The following is a 17,582-nucleotide window of genomic DNA, read 5'->3' as shown; positions in this document are numbered from 1 at the left end:
CCGTGCTGCTAAGGTTGCTGCCAAAATGAATAGCTAATGAGGTTTTCGCTTGACCCTGACGTTACGTCAGGCAGCAGAGTAGCGGACCTGGCCACAGAGAGGAGCAGTCATGTTAATTCAGGTGGGAGAGCTGGCGAAGCGCGCCGGAATGACGGTGCGTACGCTGCATCATTATGAACAGACGGGGCTGTTAACGCCTTCGGCCAGAAGCGAGGCGGGCTATCGGCTCTATAACCTGTCCGCGGTTCAGCGCCTGCATATGATAAAGGCGCTGGCGCAGGCCGGGCTGACGCTCGCCACCATCAAGGACTATCTCGATCGGCAAACGCTGTCGCTACCCGAGCTGCTGACGCAGCAGATAGAGACGCTCAACGCCCAATTGCGCGATGTCGGCAGGCTGCGCGACCGGCTGTTGGTGCTGCGCGAGGCGCTGGCGGGCGGCAATGAACCCGATCTGGAGTCCTGGCTACAGACGCTGGAGTTAATGAAAATGTACGATCGTTGGTTTAGTCAACAGGAGTTAGCCGCGCTGCCGTTCGCGGCACAGGATGAACAGCGCGCGCAGGCGTGGCGCGAGCTAACAGAGGAGGTGCAGACGCTGATGGCGAGCGGCTGCCCGACGGACAGTCCGCAGGCGATGAGTCTGGCGACGCGCTGGATGGAGCGCCTGGAGCAGGATACGGCAGGGCGCCCGGAGTTTCTGACCCGCCTGAACGAGATGCATGCCGCCGAGCCGCAAATGGTTGAACAGACCGGCGTCACCCCGGCCATCATCGCCTTTGTCACCGAGGCCTTTGCCGAAAGCAAACTGGCCATCTGGGCGCGTTACCTCGACGACGAGGAGATGGCGTTCACCCGCCGGCACTATTTCGACCGGCTACAGGAGTGGCCTGCGCTGGTGGCGAAGCTGCATCAGGCGTGCCGGGAGGGCGTAGCGCCGGACTCGGCGTCGGGTCAGGCGCTGGCCCGGGCGTGGCTTGAACTGTTTCAGTCCTACGCCGGTACCCGGCCGCAGACGTTGCAGAAGTTTCGTCGGGCAATGGAGCAGGAGCCGCATTTGATGAAGGGCACCTGGATGACGCCGGCGGTGCTGAGCTGGCTGCAGCAGGCGACCGGAGCCTTGATGCGGCAGGCGCAGGGGCCTGCCGCCGGGTGATCACAGGTCAGCCAGCGCGGCCTGACGATCGGGGTAGAAGCTCAGGCGTCCGGGCAGCGGCTTGACGCCGGCGCGCGCTAACGTGCGCAGCGGCTGAAACTCGAGGTTAGATACGCGCAATTCACAGCCTTCCGGCAGCTTGTTCACAAAGCGCTGGAAGGCATCTAGACCACCGGCGTCGAGAACCGGCACCGCGTCCCATTTCAGCACCACGATGCGCTTGCCGGCGATCCGGGTCTCCAGGTCGTTGAACAAGCCTTCGGCGGCGGCAAAGAACAGCGGCCCAATCACCCGCAGCACCAGCACATCGTCTGGCACCTCGACGTTGACCGGCGCCAGATGGGTCATGCGCGCGATACGGCGCATAAACAACAGCGAGGCCAGCACGATCCCGACGCTGATGGCAATCACCATATCAAACAGCACCGTCAGCGACATGCACATCAGCATCACCACGATGTCGTCTTTCGGTGCGTGGCGCAGCAGGTTGATCACTTTATGCGCCTCGCTCATATTCCATGCCACCATCAGCAGCAGGGCGGCCATCGCCGACAGCGGCAGCCAGGAGAGCAGCGGGGCGAGGATCAGCAGCGCCAGGATCACCAGCAGGGCGTGGATCACGGCGGCAACCGGCGATGTGGCGCCGGCGCGGACGTTCGCCGCCGAGCGGGCAATCGCCGCGGTGGCAGTGATCCCGCCGAAGAACGGCGCAACGATGTTGCCCAGCCCCTGGCCAATCAGCTCGCTATTGGCTTTATGCTTGGTACCGGTCATGCCATCGAGCACCACCGCGCACAGCAGAGACTCAATGGCGCCGAGCATCGCCATGGAGAAGGCGGCAGGCAGCAGGGCCTGCAGCGAGGCCCAGCTCAGGGTAAAGTTTGAGCCCGGCATATCCCAGGGGAGTACCAGCTGCGGCAGCAGCTGTGGAATACCGTTGCCCTGAGTGCCGTCTGCCAGCTGATAGTGGAACTGCGAGCCAATTGTGGCGACATCGCCGCCGAGCAAATTAACCACCAGCATCACCGCGCAGCCAGCCAGCAGCGCCGGAAGGTGGCCCGGCAGACGGATACCCAGCCGCGGCCAGAGGATCAAGGTGCCAAGGGTGACGACGCCGATGGCTGCATCGCCGGGGTTAATCGTTGGCAGGGCCATCGCCAGCGCCGCCACTTTCTGCAGGTAATGCTCCGGCACATGGGGCATCTGCAGGCCGAGGAAGTCTTTAATCTGCATGGTACCGATGGTGATACCGATCCCGGAGGTGAAACCGAGAGTCACCGACAGCGGGATATATTCGATCAGACGGCCAAAGCGCGCCAGACCAAAGAGAATTAAAAAGACCCCCGACATCAGCGTCGCCACCAGTAGCCCCGCCAGACCAAACTGCTGGGAAACCGGATAGAGGATCACCACAAAGGCGGCGGTCGGACCGGAAACGCTAAAGCGCGACCCGCCGGTTAAGGCGATCACAATCCCTGCCACCGCTGAAGTATAGAGGCCGTACTGCGGCGGCACACCGCTGCCAATCGCCAGCGCCATCGCCAGCGGAATCGCAATGATCCCGACGGTGATCCCGGCGATCAGGTCGCGGGTAAAGCGGGCGGTGGTGTACTTTTCTTTCCAACAAGCGTCGATGAGGGCGCGGAAAGGCATCACATGTGAGGAAAATAATCTGTTCACAATAATGTTTCATCCATGAGCGCATCATCTGTCAACTAAATGGCAGGTGAAGGAGGCATTGGTCATTTCCACGTCATCCTTCGGGATGCCTCTGTGTTGGCTGCGTTCATTTACCCCGGTCACGTACTGCCTGTACGCTCCCGGGGATTCATTCACTTGCCGCCTTGACGCATGCCGAATGATTTTGTGGAAGAATTAAAAATTCAGAGACAAAAAAACCCGCCGCAGCGGGTTTTTATGCTCGGCTCGATTAATGTTCGAACATAGCAGAGATAGATTCTTCATTGCTGATACGGCGAATAGCTTCAGCCAGCATACCGGAGAGCGTCAGAGTACGCACTTTATCCAGCGCTTTAATTTCGGGTGCCAGCGGAATGGTATCGCAAACGACAAATTCATCAATCACAGAGTTTTTGATGTTCTGGATAGCGTTACCGGAGAAGATCGGGTGCGTGGCGTAAGCGAATACGCGTTTCGCGCCACGCTCTTTCAGCGCTTCTGCCGCTTTACACAGGGTGCCGCCGGTGTCGATCATATCGTCGACCATCACGCAGTCACGACCAGCCACGTCGCCGATGATATGCATCACCTGGGAGACGTTGGCGCGCGGACGGCGCTTGTCGATGATAGCCATATCGGTATCATTCAGCAGTTTAGCGATAGCGCGGGCACGCACGACGCCGCCGATGTCCGGAGAAACCACAATCGGGTTGTCCAGGTTCAGCTGCAGCATATCTTCCAGCAGGATTGGGCTGCCGAACACGTTATCAACTGGCACATCGAAGAAGCCCTGGATCTGTTCTGCGTGCAGGTCAACGGTCAGCACGCGGTCAACGCCGACGCTGGACAGGAAATCCGCCACCACTTTCGCGGTGATTGGCACACGAGCAGAACGAACACGACGGTCCTGGCGAGCATAACCGAAGTAAGGGATAACGGCGGTGATACGACCTGCCGAAGCACGACGCAGAGCATCAACCATAACAACCAGTTCCATCAGGTTGTCATTGGTGGGAGCACAAGTGGACTGGATGATGAAAATATCACCACCGCGTACGTTTTCATTGATTTGTACGCTGACTTCGCCGTCGCTAAAACGACCTACAGCGGCGTCGCCAAGAGATGTGTACAGGCGGTTGGCAATACGTTGTGCTAGTTCCGGGGTGGCGTTACCAGCAAAAAGCTTCATATCAGGCACGAGAAGAACCTCAGGCATGCGTCCAGTGGTGGATGAGTGGGCCAATAATGTGCGGGCTGGCGCCATTCGATCCAGTCGGTGTATTTAAAGAGCACGATGCAACGTCTGGAACAGGGTGACGTTGTCACCGTAACTCAATTTCCCCGGTTGACTCGTTATCGTTGCGCCATCACGGCGCAGGATTCAGAGCAGGGCCTGCTTGAGCGGCGAGAGGTTAACTCCGCGCGCTACAAAGCCATTTAGCCATGCCGGGGCAGTGTCCAGCACCTGACGGGCAGCGGATTCGGTGTTAAATTCAGCAAACACACAGGCCCCTGTGCCGGTCAGGCGTGACGGCGCATATTCTAACAGCCAGGAAAGCGCTGCATCAACCTCGCGAAAACGTTTTCTTGCGATAAGCTCGCAATCGTTGCTGAATTCACAATTTAATAACGTATTAATTGACCGGCGCGGGGTATTTCGTGGTAGCTCCGGATCGCGAAAAATGACTGGCGTCGGAATACTGACCCCCGGGTGCGCCACCAGGTACCATTTTTCCTCGGGCTCCACCGGCGTCAGAATTTCGCCGACTCCTTCGGCAAAGGCGGCATGACCGCGCACGAAGACCGGCACATCGGCCCCCAGCTGAAGGCCCAGGGTCGCCAGCTCCTCTTCCGAGAGACCGCAGCCCCAGAGATGGTTGAGCGCCACCAGCACGGTGGCGGCATTGGATGAGCCGCCGCCCAGGCCGCCGCCCATCGGCAGGCGCTTGTCGACACTGATATCGGCGCCGCTACCCGCCGGCAGGCGGTCGCTTTCGCTGGCGGCACGCATCAGCAGACGCGCAGCGCGAACGATCAGGTTCTCCTCGTCCGGCACGCCGGCCACCGGCGTCAGCAGGCGCAGTTGACCGTCAGTTCGCGGTTCGATGGTCAAGGTGTCGCCATAGTCGAGAAACTGAAACAGCGTCTGCAGGGTATGGTAGCCATCGGCCCGCTGGCCGGTGATATATAAAAACAGATTCAGTTTTGCAGGAGAGGGCCAGCGGCTCATCATTTCACGATCCAGTTATCCATCTTCAGCTTGATGCGCTGAGCGCCATTGTTCAGCTCGACATTAGACGGCAGGGCTGGCTGGGTATCGCTGGTGTAGCCGCCGTAGGTGACGTGCCAGGTTTTGCCATTTTGCGTGTAGTTAAGTTCACGCAGACGGTACTGATCGTCCAGCGAATAGTCGGTGGCGTCGCCCGGCAGGCCGATGATCCACTGGCGCAGGCTGTTCAGCGGGATCGGCATCCCGGTCAGGCGGCCGATCATCTCTTCGGCATCGGTGGCGGTGTAGGTCTGGCCTTTGTTATCGATCAGCTGCACGCTGCCTGGCTGCGCGGTCAGCGACAGCTCGGTGCTGCCCAGCGGGTTGGTCAGCAGCAGGCGATAGCGGTCCTGGCCGGTCTGTTGCCAGAAGAAGCGAGCATAGACTTTTTGCTCATCGGAAAGATAGGCAAACGCCCCGCGAGTCTGGAACTGGTTGAGGCTGCGAACAGCCTGCTGGTGCTGACGCCACTGCGGCGAATCCGGGCTTTTGCCAGGCCCTTGCGGCGTATGAAGAGAACAGGCGGTGAGGACGAGGCTGGCCAGCGGCAGCAAGCGGAACAGTCGATTCATAATGATGACAAATCCTTGATGTCTACAGGGAAAAACGGCGGCAGGGGAACAGCGGGCCGATTTGTGTAGCAGGTTACATTTATAACCCTTAATGCTAGCGTCGCCGGGCGATAGCGTCTACGTTCAAGTTGTCTGAAATCAAAAAATTAACGTTAATGGCGGTCTTGCTTTGGCTATTACTCCAAAAGGGGAGCCTCTCTTTTATTGATTACGCGCATCCTGTATGATGCACTCAGACTAACCTTAGCAACGCTGGTACTACTCCCTCACAATGACCCTTTTAGCTCTTGGCATCAATCACAAAACAGCGCCGGTCGACCTGCGAGAACGCGTGACGTTTTCGCCGGAAACGCTCGATCAGGCGCTGGAGAGCTTGCTGGCTCAGCCGATGGTGCAGGGTGGGGTAGTGCTGTCGACCTGCAACCGCACGGAACTCTATCTCAGCGTCGAAGAGCAGGACAATCTGCAGGAAGCGCTGATCCGCTGGCTGTGCAACTATCACGGCCTCAACGAAGAAGACCTGCGTAAGAGCCTCTACTGGCACCAGGATAATGACGCCGTCAGCCATCTGATGCGCGTCGCCAGCGGCCTCGATTCGCTGGTGCTGGGCGAGCCGCAGATCTTCGGCCAGGTGAAAAAAGCGTTTGCTGATTCCAGCCGCGGTCATCTTAACGTCAGCGAACTGGAGCGGATGTTCCAGAAATCGTTCTCGGTGGCAAAGCGTGTGCGTACCGAAACCGATATCGGCGCCAGCGCCGTTTCCGTCGCGTTCGCCGCCTGTACCCTGGCGCGGCAAATCTTTGAATCGCTCTCCAGCGTCACCGTGTTACTGGTCGGCGCCGGTGAAACCATCGAACTGGTGGCGCGCCATCTTCGCGAACATCACGTGCGCAAAATGGTGATTGCCAACCGCACCCGCGAACGCGCCCAGGCGCTGGCGGACGAAGTGGGCGCCGAGGTGATTGCCCTCAGCGATATCGACGAACGGCTGAAAGAGGCCGACATTATTATCAGCTCCACCGCCAGCCCGCTGCCGATCATCGGCAAAGGCATGGTGGAGCGCGCGCTTAAGGCGCGGCGTAACCAGCCGATGCTGCTGGTGGATATCGCCGTTCCGCGCGATGTCGAACCGGAGGTCGGCAAACTGGCCAACGCCTACCTTTACAGCGTCGACGATCTGCAAAACATCATTCAGCATAACCTGGCGCAGCGTAAAGCCGCGGCGGTGCAGGCGGAATCGATCGTCGAGCAGGAGACCAGCGAATTTATGGCCTGGCTGCGCGCGCAGAGCGCCAGCGAGACGATTCGCGAATACCGTTCTCAGTCTGAGCAGGTCCGTGAGGAGCTGACCGCGAAGGCGCTGGCCGCGCTGGAGCAGGGCGGTGATGCCCAGGAAATTATGCAGGATCTGGCCCGCAAGCTGACCAACCGCCTGATCCACGCGCCAACCAAATCTCTTCAGCAGGCCGCCCGTGACGGGGACGACGAACGCCTGCATATTCTGCGCAACAGCCTCGGGCTGGAATAGCGCACCTTTCTCTTATTTTCAGGACAGGGTGAATTCACGCCTATGAAGTCTTCTATTGTTGCCAAACTGGAAGCGTTGTACGAGCGCCATGAAGAAGTGCAGGCGCTGCTCGGCGATGCCGCGACGATTGCCGATCAGGATAAATTCCGCGCGTTGTCGCGGGAATATGCTCAACTGAGCGATGTGGCGCGCTGCTATACCGACTGGCGTCAGGTGCAGGAGGATATCGAAACTGCGCAGATGATGCTCGACGATCCGGAGATGCGCGAAATGGCGCAGGAAGAGCTGCGTGACGCCAAAGAAAAAGGCGACCAGCTGGAGCAACAACTGCAGGTACTGCTGCTGCCGAAAGATCCCGATGACGAGCGTAACGCTTTCGTGGAAGTGCGCGCCGGAACCGGCGGCGACGAAGCGGCGCTGTTTGCCGGCGATCTGTTCCGCATGTACAGCCGCTACGCCGAATCGCGCCGCTGGCAGGTGGAGATCCTCAGCGCCAACGAAGGTGAACACGGCGGATTCAAAGAGGTGATCGCCAAATTCAGCGGCGACGGCGTTTACGGTCGGCTGAAATTTGAATCCGGCGGCCATCGCGTGCAGCGTGTGCCGGCCACCGAATCGCAGGGGCGTATTCATACCTCCGCCTGCACCGTGGCGGTGATGCCGGAGCTGCCGGAAGCCGAAATGCCGGACATTAACCCGGCGGATCTGCGCATCGATACTTTCCGCTCCTCCGGCGCGGGCGGTCAGCACGTCAACACCACCGACTCAGCTATCCGTATTACTCACCTGCCGACCGGCATCGTGGTGGAGTGTCAGGACGAACGTTCCCAGCATAAAAACAAAGCCAAGGCGTTGTCAGTGCTGGGGGCGCGTATCCGCGCCGCCGAAGTGGCCAAGCGTCAGCAGGCGGAAGCCTCCACGCGCCGTAACCTGCTGGGCAGCGGCGATCGTAGCGACCGTAACCGCACTTACAATTTCCCACAGGGGCGCGTGACCGACCACCGCATCAACCTGACGCTTTATCGTCTGGATGAAACCATGGAAGGCAAACTCGATATGCTGATTGAGCCAATTGTTCAGGAATATCAGGCCGATCAGCTGGCGGCGCTGTCCGAGCAGGAATGATGACCTTTCAGGCCTGGCTGCAGCAGGCGATCGCCCGGCTGCGTGAAAGCGACAGCCCGCGACGCGATGCCGAGATCCTGCTGGGACATGTTACCGGCCGGGCGCGCACCTGGATTTTGGCCTTCGGCGAAACGACGCTGTCCGCTGACGAGGCGACGACGCTGGAGGCGCTCCTGCAGCGACGTCAGCGCGGAGAACCTATTGCCCACCTGATTGGGCAGCGTGAGTTCTGGTCGCTGCCGCTGTTCGTCTCCCCGGCGACGCTGATCCCCCGACCGGATACCGAGTGTCTGGTGGAGCAGGCGCTGGCGCGACTGCCTGCCGTGCCGTGCCGTATTCTCGACCTCGGCACCGGGACCGGCGCCATTGCTCTGGCGCTGGCCAGCGAGCGTCCGGATTGCGAGGTCACCGCGGTGGATGTGATGCCGGACGCCGTGGCGCTGGCATTGCGCAATGCCGCTCATCTGGACATCGCTAACGTGACGATACGGCAAAGCGACTGGTTTAGCGCGCTGGCCGGGCAGCGTTTTGCCATGATCGTCAGTAATCCACCCTATATCGACGGCGCCGACCCGCATCTCGCCGAGGGCGATGTGCGCTTTGAGCCGTTGACGGCGCTGGTTGCTGCCGATCAGGGGCTGGCGGATCTGGCGCAGATTATCCGCGAGGGACGGCAGTATCTGCTGCCCGGCGGCTGGATGCTGCTGGAGCATGGCTGGACCCAGGGCGAGGCGGTTCGCGCCCTGTTCCGCGAAGCGGGCTATCTCGACGTCGCGACCTGTCGCGACTATGGCGACAATGAACGTCTGACTCTCGGACGTTTACCCGACATGGAGAACGTTGGCTGATGAACTTATTCACGGCTGTCCTCTACCTGCACATCGCCAGCGTGGTGGTGTCGGTAGGATTGTTCGTTTTACGTTACTGGTGGATGTATCATCAGAGCCCGCTGCTGAACCAGCGGTGGGTGCGAATTGCGCCGCACTGCAGCGATACGCTGCTGTTTCTCAGCGGTGCGGGTTTAATGGCGATAACGCACTACCTGCCGTTCACCGAAGACGGCGCATGGCTGACTGAAAAGCTGTTTGGCGTTATCATTTACATCGCATTAGGTTTTATCGCGCTGGGCCGCCGTCGTCCGCGCAGCCAGCAGAGCCGTTTTATCGCGTTCCTGCTGGCGCTGGTGGTGTTGTTTATTATCATTCAACTCGCCATCACAAGAATACCGATACTGGGGTAGGGCATGGGGTCATTAGCGGATTTCGAATTTAACAAAGCGCCATTGTGTGATGGCATGGTCCTCATTTCTGAACAGGTCCGCGACGATTTTCCGTCGCGTTTTGTCGAGGAAGAGCTGCAGCGGCTGCTGCGCCTCGCGCAGGAGGAGATTGCGCCGTCGTGGGACCAGGAACGCCAGATAGAACGCCTGCTGGCGCTGTTTTACGACGAGTGGGGCTTTGGCGCTTCGCAGGGCATTTATCGTCTTTCCGACGCGTTATGGCTGGATAAAGTGCTGGTCAACCGTCAGGGGAGCGCGGTGTCGTTAGGCGCGATCCTGCTGTGGATCGCCCAGCGCCTGGCGCTGCCGGTGGTGCCGGTGATCTTCCCGACCCAAATGCTGTTGCGTGCGGATCCGGAAACCAGCGAAGAGATGTGGCTGATTAATCCGTTTAACGGCGAGACCCTCGACGAACATACCCTGGAGGTATGGCTGAAGGGCAACATCGGGCCGGTGGCGGAACTGTTTAATGAAGATCTCGACGAAGCGGATAACGCCGAGGTGATCCGCAAGCTGCTGGACACCCTGAAGTCGGCGCTGATGGAAGAGCGGCAGATGGAGCTGGCTCTGCGCGCCAGCGAAGCGCTGCTGCAGTTTAACCCGGAAGATCCGTATGAGATCCGCGACCGCGGGCTGATATACGCCCAGCTGGACTGCGATCACGTGGCGCTGTTGGATCTGAGCTATTTCGTTGAGCAGTGCCCGGAGGATCCGATCAGTGAGATGATCCGCGCGCAGATCAACACGATTTCGCACAAACAAATTACATTGCATTAGTCTGGAACCATTCCGGTTACACCCTGATAAGGCGAACTTATGAAACAAAAAGTGGTTAGCATTGGTGATATCAACGTAGCAAACGACCTGCCGTTCGTGCTGTTCGGCGGGATGAACGTGCTGGAGTCGCGCGATCTGGCGATGCGCATCTGTGAACATTACGTCACCGTTACGCAGAAGCTTGGCATCCCCTACGTCTTCAAAGCCTCCTTTGATAAAGCCAACCGTTCCTCCATCCACTCCTATCGTGGTCCGGGTCTGGAAGAAGGGATGAAGATTTTCCAGGAGCTGAAGCAGACCTTTGGCGTGAAAATCATCACCGACGTTCATGAAGCCAGCCAGGCGCAGCCGGTGGCTGACGTGGTGGACGTGATCCAGCTTCCGGCCTTCCTCGCGCGCCAGACTGACCTGGTGGAAGCGATGGCCAAAACCGGGGCGGTGATCAACGTCAAGAAGCCGCAGTTCGTCAGCCCGGGTCAGATGGGCAATATCGTCGATAAGTTTATCGAAGGCGGTAACGACAAAGTGATCCTCTGCGACCGCGGCGCTAACTTCGGTTACGACAACCTGGTCGTGGATATGCTCGGCTTCGGCGTGATGAAGAAAGCCTCCAACAACTCGCCGGTTATCTTCGACGTCACCCACGCGCTGCAGTGCCGCGACCCGTTTGGCGCTGCCTCCGGCGGTCGCCGCGCGCAGGTGAGCGAGCTGGCCCGCGCCGGTATGGCGGTAGGTATCGCCGGTCTGTTTATCGAAGCGCATCCGGATCCGGACCACGCGAAATGCGACGGCCCGTCCGCGCTGCCGCTGGATAAACTGGAGCCGTTCCTCAAGCAGATGAAAGCGATTGACGATCTGGTGAAAAGCTTCGACGAGCTGGATACCAGCAAGTAAGCCTGAACGCATCACAGAAAAAGCCTGCCGGTGTTAACACCGGCAGGCTTTTTTTTCGCCCGGACTCCGCCGGGCGGGTAAGCGGGGTCAGGCGAAAATGGTCATCAGATAGGCGGCGAACAGCGCCAGGTGGGCCGCGCCGTTCAGCACATTGGTGCGCCCGGTGGAGAAGGAGATATGGCACAGCACCAGCGAGGCGACCATCACCACCATCTCCGGGGCGCCAAGGCCAAAGCGCAGCTCATTGCCGGTCAGGAAGGCGATGAGGGTGACCACCGGGACCGTCAGCGAGATGGTGGCCAGTACGGAGCCGAAAAACAGGTTCATCGCCCGCTGTACCTGATTGTTGAGCACCGCTTTGAGGGCGCCAAGGCCTTCCGGCGACAGGATCAGCAGGGCCACCAGGAAGCCGGTAAAGGCCACCGGGGCGTTCATGCTGGTCAACAGCGTTTCCAGCGGATTGGCGTTCATTTTGGTGACCGCGATCACTGCCACCAGGTGCACCAGCAGCCAGGCGGTATGCCACCCGCTGCTGTGGGCAGACGGTTTACCGTGGTGCGGGTCGTCATCGTCGCTGTCGTCTTCATGCTCATAAACAAACAGACTCTGATGGGTTTTGGTTTGAATCAGCAGGAAAACGCCGTACATGGCCGCCGAGATCACCGCCACCAACAGCGATTGCCCGGTGCTGAAGTTTGCGCCCGGCAGCGCCATCGGAAACACCAGCACGATAATCGCCAGCGGAAACAGGGCGATAAGATACTGCTTAATGCCGAACAGATTCATATATTGGGTGGCAAATTTACGCCCGCCCAGCAGCAGAGAGAAACCGACCAGACCGCCGGTGACGATCATAATAATGGAGTAGAGCGTATCACGCATCAGGGTCGGCGCGGCGTCGCCGGTGGCCATTAAGGCGGAGATCAGACTGACCTCAAGGATAACCACCGACAGACTGAGGATCAGGGAGCCATAGGGTTCGCCCAGGCGGTGGGCGAGGACGTCGGCGTGGCGGACCACGCTGAAGGCGCTGCTTAGAATACCGACCAGCGCGAGGATATTAATTGCGATAACCACTGGCAGTGACTGGCTGCTGCCCCAGAAAAACAGCACCGCCAGCGCCAGCACCGGAAAGACGAGGGAAGACTCCTTATGGCGGGTTTTTACCGCCTCATGTGCATGGGTCATGAACCATCTCCATTTATGCAGGTGTTATAATTATAAAAACGTAGGGCGGTAAAGTAACAGATTTTGATAAATTACCGCTGGTTTTTTACTTAAATTTACGGGTATCGAGTGATATCTTGATTAGTTTATTATAATTTATGTTTACCACTATTTAGTTCTTACTATTCAGATAATTACTAAAATAATTTTTCTGCTCATTTTGATCTTGATAGCCAGCCGCTTGCGTACCAGACTTAAATTTAATGCTCAAACAGGAGGTCAGTATGCCCTATCGCAATAAACAAGAACTCCCCGACAGCGTTCAGCATGTTCTGCCTGCTCATGCGCAGGAAATTTATAAAGAAGCGTTTAACAGCGCCTGGGATCAATATAAAGATAAAGATGAGCGGCGCGATGACGCCAGCCGCGAAGAGACGGCGCACAAAGTCGCCTGGGCGGCGGTGAAGAACAGTTACGAGAAAGGCGATGATGATAAGTGGCATAAGAAAAAATAATTGCTGACGCCGCTTTTATGCTTGCCAGCGCCCCGCTGATTGCTTATTGAAGGATAAAGCTGGATAATATTTCAGCAATATTGACGGATGCATGAGACGAACGCCGGGAAGCGGGCAGTGGCGGAGGTAGTAAACAGTGTTAACTCGTGATTTCTTAATGAATGCGGATTGTAAGACAGCGTTTGGCGCTATTGAGGAATCGCTACTCTGGTCGGCAGAACAACGTGCAGCCTCGCTGGCGGCGACGCTGGCCTGCCGCCCGGATGATGGCTCAGTATGGATCTTTGGCTACGGTTCGCTTATCTGGAACCCGGCGCTCAATTATCGCGAGTCCTGCACCGGTACGCTGCCGGGCTGGCATCGTGCGTTTTGCCTGCGGTTGACCGCCGGGCGCGGTAGCGCCTGCCAGCCGGGCCGCATGCTGGCTCTCAAAGAGGGCGGCCGAACCACCGGCGTCGCCTATCGTTTGCCTGACGACACGCTGGAAGAAGAACTGACCCTGCTGTGGAAGCGGGAGATGATCACCGGCTGCTATCTGCCTACCTGGTGCAAGCTGGAGCTGGATGACGGACGGACGGTGAATGCCCTGGTGTTTATTATGGATCCGCGCCACCCACTGTTTGAACCGGATACCAGCGCCCAGGTTATCGCCCCGCTGATCGCCCGGGCCAGCGGGCCGCTCGGCACCAACGCCCAGTATCTGTTTTCGCTGGAACAGGCGCTAAGCAAGTTGGGGATGCACGACGCCAGTCTCGATGACCTGGTGGCCAGCGTACGCGCGCTGTTGGGCGAGAGTCCGACGCCGGGCCTGGCCTGAGCGCGCGCAAAAGAAAAACGCCCGGCATGGCCGGGCGTCCGATTGCTGACCAGTAAGGAAAAAGCGTGGTTTTTCCTTACTGGTGGTTATCAGCCGAAAATCAATAAATTGATTTTCCCTGTTATTTTTCTGGTGCAATCTGCAAGTACAATGATTGCATGAGGTTTGTCATGAATCTCACGCCCGGCACGGCCGGGCGTGTGTTCTGATAGTAACTGTCAGGCCGGAACGTAGCTGATGGAGTGCTCCAGTGACTGGCTGTGACTGTCGATAAGCACGTTCCAGGTGCCGCTGTAGGGCACCGTCAGATAGGCGCTATCCCGATCCTGCACGCTCAGAATATCCGCATGGCTATCGCCCGGGACCTTCGCGCTCATTAGATGAATATGGCAGCGCTCTGAACACCGCACCACCAGTGTGTCACCACCAAATAACGTCAAACTTGCTTTAACCATCGCCATTTTTGTACCCCGTTTCTGTCCCGCTACAGCATCCTGCCCACCCAGTCCTCGCGTGATATTGTTCACACTTTGCTCTGTGCATCACACCAAACGGCGCGGGCCGGGATGCTGATTTTGATCAAAAAAAGGGATAAAGATTAAACAAAAATGACGTTGTTCCTGAAAGCATTCAGCTAACGTTTTTTTTGTCTCTTCAAGCGCCAATACGTGACATTTCATCCCGTTCGACGGCCTACCTTCAGAAGGTCAGCACTTTATCTGCCGCCAGCGTCCACTGGGCCAGCTCAACCAGAGTACCGACCTCCACGCCGTCAATCAGCGGTAGCGCGCTGACGCCGCGGCCGTCCGCGCAGGTTTTGCACAACTTCACCGGCACCTGCTGGGCGGTGAGGATCTCCAGCATCTGCTGCACATTGTATCCTTCCGCCGGCTTCTGCCCGCGCAGCCCGGCGGTGACGGCGTCGGACATCAGAAACAGCTTGAGATCGAGGTCGGACTGTTGCTCGCGCAGGGCAATGGCCAGGCGCAGGCTGTTGAACAGGGATTCGCTGCCATAGGCGGCGCCGTTGGCGATAATCACAATACGTTGCATACAAACTCCTTCTTAAAGGCACGGTTATTGCTTTACCGCAGTATAAAGCGTTAACCCGGAGGAGGGGTATGAATAATACGACTGGTCACGCGCACGATGAGACGGCCTGGCTGCAGCTGGCGCGTCGCCTGCAAAAACAACAGCTTCAGCAGCTTAGCCAACTGGGAGAACTGGCCAGCCAGCTCAGCGCGCTGGTGCATATGCTGCAGTGTGAGCGCGGGGCATCGAATATTTTTCTTTGCTCGGGCGGCCAACTGTATGCGGCGGAGTGTCGGGCGGGCGGGGCGCTGGTTGATGAGCGGTTAGCGCTGTTCTATGCCAGCCTCGAACGGGCACGTACGGTCGCCGGCAGCGCGCTGTGCTGGCGCATTGCCAGGGCGGTTGGCGATCTGCTGCAGCTTCCGGCGCTGCGTGAGCAGATCGCCCGCCGGCAGATTGCCGCGGAAGCCGCGACGGAGCAGTTCAGCCGTGTCATCCGCCATCTGCTGAATATCGTCCCGCAGCTCAATGACAGCATTGACGATCCGCCGGTGGCCGGCCGCATGGTCGCGCTGTACAGCTTTATGCAGGGTAAAGAGCTGGTGGGTCAGGAGCGCGCGCTGGGCGCTCTGGGCTTTACCCGCGGCGAGTTCAGCGACAGCCTGCGCCAGCAGCTGGTGGACCGTATTGACGGTCAGCAGCCCTGCTTCGACAGCTTTCAGGCGCTGGGCAGCCCGGCGACCGTCCAGCTGTTTATCACCCAATGCCAGGCCGGCCTGGACATTGAGCAGCTGCGGCGGATCGCCTGCACCCGCCAGCCGGCCGCCGACGGCGGGGAAACGGCGCTGCGCTGGTTTGGCCTGCAAACCCAGAGGCTTGAACACCTGCGCGAAGTGGAAGAGCAATTGATCGACGATCTGCTGAACGCCACCGACACGCTGTTAGTGGACGACGCGCCTGGCTGGCTGCCCGGCGAGGAAGTCGATACCCTGACGCCGCATCTGGATAAACAGCTGCTGCCGCTGGTGCGCCAGCAGGCCTATGAGCTACAGCAGCTCTCCAGCCAGCTGGCCTCGCTGAAAGACGCGCTCGAAGAACGCAAGCTGATAGAAAAAGCGAAAAGCCTGCTGATGACGCACCAGGGAATGCAGGAGGAGCAGGCCTGGCAGACGCTGCGCAAGATGGCCATGGACAAAAACCAGCGCATGGTTGAGATAGCCCGCGCGCTGCTGATGGTGAAGGCGATTTGGCCGCTAACACCAAAGGAGTAGATGCACAATCGATGGGCATTCTTTGCCTGCCGGCGGTGCACTTTTACGTGAAAAACCGGCCAACGTTGGGAAAAAGCCTGCCAGCGCGCGATTGCCAAAGCTGGCATCCCGTTTGCATTACTTATTGAGTGAATAAAAGTCCGGACAACGAACCAATGGCGGTTCGGGTGTCCGTGGATAAAGGCGTCCTGCAGTGCGTATGCACTGTCGGACGCTTTTTTTTTGCGCGTGGTGGAGCGGATATGAGCGACAAGTTTTCAATTTCCCGGCGGCGCTTGCTGCAGGCAGGGGCCGCGCTGGGCGGCGCGATGCTGCTGCCGGGGGTGATGCAGGCCGCATGGGCCGGCGGATCGGACAAACCGGAGCAAACCCGCGTGCGGGTCGGATTTATTCCGCTGACCGATTGCGCGCCGCTGGCTATCGCCGCGGCGAAGGGGTTTGACAAAAAGTATGGCATCACCCTGGTGGCGAGTAAGGAAGCCAGCTGGGCGGCGGTGCGCGACAAGCTGGTGGCCGGCGAGCTGGACGCGGCGCATATTCTCTACGGCCTGCTGTACGGTCTTGAACTGGGGATCGCCAGCAAGCCGCAGGCGATGGCTAATCTGATGACCCTCAACCGCAATGGTCAGGCCATCACCCTCTCCAGCGAACTGCAGGAGAAAGGGGTAACCGACCTCGGCGGGCTGAAACGGCTGATCGACCGCAGCGCGCCGGGCAGCTACACCTTCGCCCATACCTTTCCCACCGGCACCCATGCCATGTGGCTCTACTACTGGCTGGCGAGCGCCGGCATCGATCCCTTTAACGATGTGCGCACCGTCGTGGTGCCGCCGCCGCAGATGGTGATGAACATGCGCATCGGCAATATGAGCGGCTTTTGCGTCGGCGAGCCGTGGAACGCGCGCGCCATTAACGACCGCATTGGCTTCACCGCGGCCACTTCCCAGGATATCTGGCCCGAGCATCCGGAAAAGGTGCTGGGCACCCGTCGCGACTGGGTGGAACGTAACCCGAACACCGCCCGCGCGCTGGTGGCGGCCCTGATGGAGGCGCAGCGCTGGATCGCCGCCTCGCCGGAGAACACTCAGGAGACGGCCCGCCTGCTCGCCAGACGCGGCTGGCTCAATACCAAGGAACAGTACCTCACCGGCCGGATGCTGGGGGAGTATGACAACGGTCTCGGCCGCCGCTGGCAGGATGCCCATCCGATGCGCTTCTGGGCCGGGGGCGAGGTGAGTTTCCCCTGGCTGTCGGACGGAATGTGGTTCCTCACCCAGTTCCGCCGCTGGGGGTTGCTGAAGCAGGCTCCGGATTACCTCGCGGTGGCGTCGCGCATTAACCGCATCGACGTCTGGCAGGCTGCCGCCCAGGCGGTCGGCGGGATCAGCACCCCGGCAGCCACGATGCGCAGCAGCACACTGATGGACGGTACGGTCTGGAACGGGTCTGACCCGGAAGGCTACGCCCGCCATTTTGCCATTCAACGTAAGGGGGCATGAG

At 59.3% G+C, this 17,582-nt stretch carries 18 protein-coding genes; 11 read left to right on the top strand and 7 right to left on the bottom strand.

Annotated features, from left to right (window positions below; translation table 11 throughout):
• Positions 1 to 109 precede the first annotated feature (109 nt).
• Entirely contained in the window at positions 110 to 1,156 is a 1,047-nt protein-coding gene (locus tag A1WC_RS10155) for a MerR family transcriptional regulator (RefSeq protein ID WP_016161326.1), read from the top strand.
• Here A1WC_RS10155 and dauA read toward each other — a convergent pair whose 3' ends face one another.
• The 4 genes from dauA to lolB form a co-directional block, all read right to left on the bottom strand.
• Complete coding sequence (gene dauA, locus A1WC_RS10160; RefSeq protein ID WP_071599422.1) at positions 1,157 to 2,836, bottom strand: C4-dicarboxylic acid transporter DauA; 1,680 nt, start codon at positions 2,834 to 2,836, stop codon at positions 1,157 to 1,159. It abuts the gene before it with no gap.
• 250 nt (positions 2,837 to 3,086) lie between these two features.
• The gene (gene prs / locus A1WC_RS10165; RefSeq protein ID WP_002910407.1) at positions 3,087 to 4,034 is read right to left on the bottom strand and encodes a ribose-phosphate diphosphokinase; all 948 of its coding nucleotides are present in this window, start codon (positions 4,032 to 4,034) and stop codon (positions 3,087 to 3,089) included.
• Between the two features lie 183 nt (positions 4,035 to 4,217).
• Positions 4,218 to 5,066 carry a 4-(cytidine 5'-diphospho)-2-C-methyl-D-erythritol kinase gene (ispE, locus tag A1WC_RS10170; RefSeq protein ID WP_012541338.1) on the bottom strand — a complete coding sequence of 283 codons (849 nt, stop codon included), beginning with the start codon at positions 5,064 to 5,066 and terminating at the stop codon, positions 4,218 to 4,220.
• A complete protein-coding gene (gene lolB, locus A1WC_RS10175) occupies positions 5,066 to 5,677 on the bottom strand; it encodes a lipoprotein insertase outer membrane protein LolB (RefSeq protein WP_008804385.1) in 612 nt (203 codons plus the stop codon). The genes ispE and lolB overlap by 1 nt, the downstream gene beginning before the upstream one ends.
• A gap of 271 nt (positions 5,678 to 5,948) precedes the next feature.
• Between lolB and hemA the strand changes: the two genes are divergently transcribed.
• Genes hemA through kdsA form a run of 6 tightly spaced genes read left to right on the top strand, consistent with a single transcriptional unit; the run spans position 5,949 to position 11,280 of the window.
• Complete coding sequence (gene hemA / locus A1WC_RS10180) at positions 5,949 to 7,205, top strand: glutamyl-tRNA reductase (RefSeq protein ID WP_016161324.1); 1,257 nt, start codon at positions 5,949 to 5,951, stop codon at positions 7,203 to 7,205.
• 42 nt (positions 7,206 to 7,247) lie between these two features.
• Positions 7,248 to 8,330, top strand: coding sequence for a peptide chain release factor 1 (gene prfA, locus A1WC_RS10185; protein WP_008804387.1), 1,083 nt, complete (start codon positions 7,248 to 7,250; stop codon positions 8,328 to 8,330).
• Complete coding sequence (gene prmC / locus A1WC_RS10190) at positions 8,330 to 9,178, top strand: peptide chain release factor N(5)-glutamine methyltransferase (RefSeq protein ID WP_016161323.1); 849 nt, start codon at positions 8,330 to 8,332, stop codon at positions 9,176 to 9,178. The genes prfA and prmC overlap by 1 nt, the downstream gene beginning before the upstream one ends.
• Positions 9,178 to 9,570, top strand: coding sequence for an invasion regulator SirB2 (gene sirB2 / locus A1WC_RS10195; protein ID WP_008804389.1), 393 nt, complete (start codon positions 9,178 to 9,180; stop codon positions 9,568 to 9,570). The genes prmC and sirB2 overlap by 1 nt, the downstream gene beginning before the upstream one ends.
• A 3-nt stretch (positions 9,571 to 9,573) precedes the next feature.
• Positions 9,574 to 10,386 (top strand): invasion regulator SirB1, encoded by an 813-nt coding sequence (sirB1, locus tag A1WC_RS10200; RefSeq protein ID WP_008804390.1) that lies wholly within the window; start codon positions 9,574 to 9,576, stop codon positions 10,384 to 10,386.
• 39 nt (positions 10,387 to 10,425) lie between these two features.
• Positions 10,426 to 11,280, top strand: coding sequence for a 3-deoxy-8-phosphooctulonate synthase (kdsA, locus tag A1WC_RS10205; RefSeq protein ID WP_002910393.1), 855 nt, complete (start codon positions 10,426 to 10,428; stop codon positions 11,278 to 11,280).
• Positions 11,281 to 11,367: 87 nt separating this feature from the next.
• Here kdsA and chaA read toward each other — a convergent pair whose 3' ends face one another.
• Positions 11,368 to 12,468 (bottom strand): sodium-potassium/proton antiporter ChaA, encoded by a 1,101-nt coding sequence (gene chaA, locus A1WC_RS10210; protein ID WP_008804391.1) that lies wholly within the window; start codon positions 12,466 to 12,468, stop codon positions 11,368 to 11,370.
• 263 nt (positions 12,469 to 12,731) lie between these two features.
• Here chaA and chaB point away from each other — a divergent pair, with 263 nt between their 5' ends.
• Positions 12,732 to 12,962: a putative cation transport regulator ChaB gene (chaB, locus tag A1WC_RS10215; RefSeq protein ID WP_008804392.1), complete on the top strand. Its 231-nt coding sequence runs from the start codon at positions 12,732 to 12,734 to the stop codon at positions 12,960 to 12,962.
• A 136-nt stretch (positions 12,963 to 13,098) separates the two neighbouring features.
• Positions 13,099 to 13,779 carry a gamma-glutamylcyclotransferase gene (locus tag A1WC_RS10220; RefSeq protein ID WP_004203203.1) on the top strand — a complete coding sequence of 227 codons (681 nt, stop codon included), beginning with the start codon at positions 13,099 to 13,101 and terminating at the stop codon, positions 13,777 to 13,779.
• Positions 13,780 to 13,997: 218 nt separating this feature from the next.
• Here A1WC_RS10220 and A1WC_RS10225 read toward each other — a convergent pair whose 3' ends face one another.
• Both A1WC_RS10225 and A1WC_RS10230 read right to left on the bottom strand, forming a co-directional pair.
• Positions 13,998 to 14,240: a DUF1883 domain-containing protein gene (locus tag A1WC_RS10225; protein WP_002910387.1), complete on the bottom strand. Its 243-nt coding sequence runs from the start codon at positions 14,238 to 14,240 to the stop codon at positions 13,998 to 14,000.
• Positions 14,241 to 14,478: 238 nt separating this feature from the next.
• The gene (locus A1WC_RS10230) at positions 14,479 to 14,832 is read right to left on the bottom strand and encodes a DsrE/DsrF/TusD sulfur relay family protein (protein WP_012541343.1); all 354 of its coding nucleotides are present in this window, start codon (positions 14,830 to 14,832) and stop codon (positions 14,479 to 14,481) included.
• Between the two features lie 68 nt (positions 14,833 to 14,900).
• Here A1WC_RS10230 and nasR point away from each other — a divergent pair, with 68 nt between their 5' ends.
• Positions 14,901 to 16,082: a nitrate regulatory protein NasR gene (gene nasR, locus A1WC_RS10235; RefSeq protein ID WP_012967812.1), complete on the top strand. Its 1,182-nt coding sequence runs from the start codon at positions 14,901 to 14,903 to the stop codon at positions 16,080 to 16,082.
• Positions 16,083 to 16,324: 242 nt separating this feature from the next.
• Positions 16,325 to 17,581, top strand: coding sequence for a CmpA/NrtA family ABC transporter substrate-binding protein (locus tag A1WC_RS10240; RefSeq protein ID WP_032691413.1), 1,257 nt, complete (start codon positions 16,325 to 16,327; stop codon positions 17,579 to 17,581).
• Position 17,582 lies beyond the last annotated feature (1 nt).

This window comes from Klebsiella sp. KTE92, assembly GCF_000398905.1.
Taxonomy (GTDB): Bacteria; Pseudomonadota; Gammaproteobacteria; order Enterobacterales; family Enterobacteriaceae; genus Klebsiella; species Klebsiella variicola.
The sequence above is the reverse complement of the archived record's forward strand: the minus strand, read 5'-3'. Positions and strand labels throughout refer to the sequence as shown.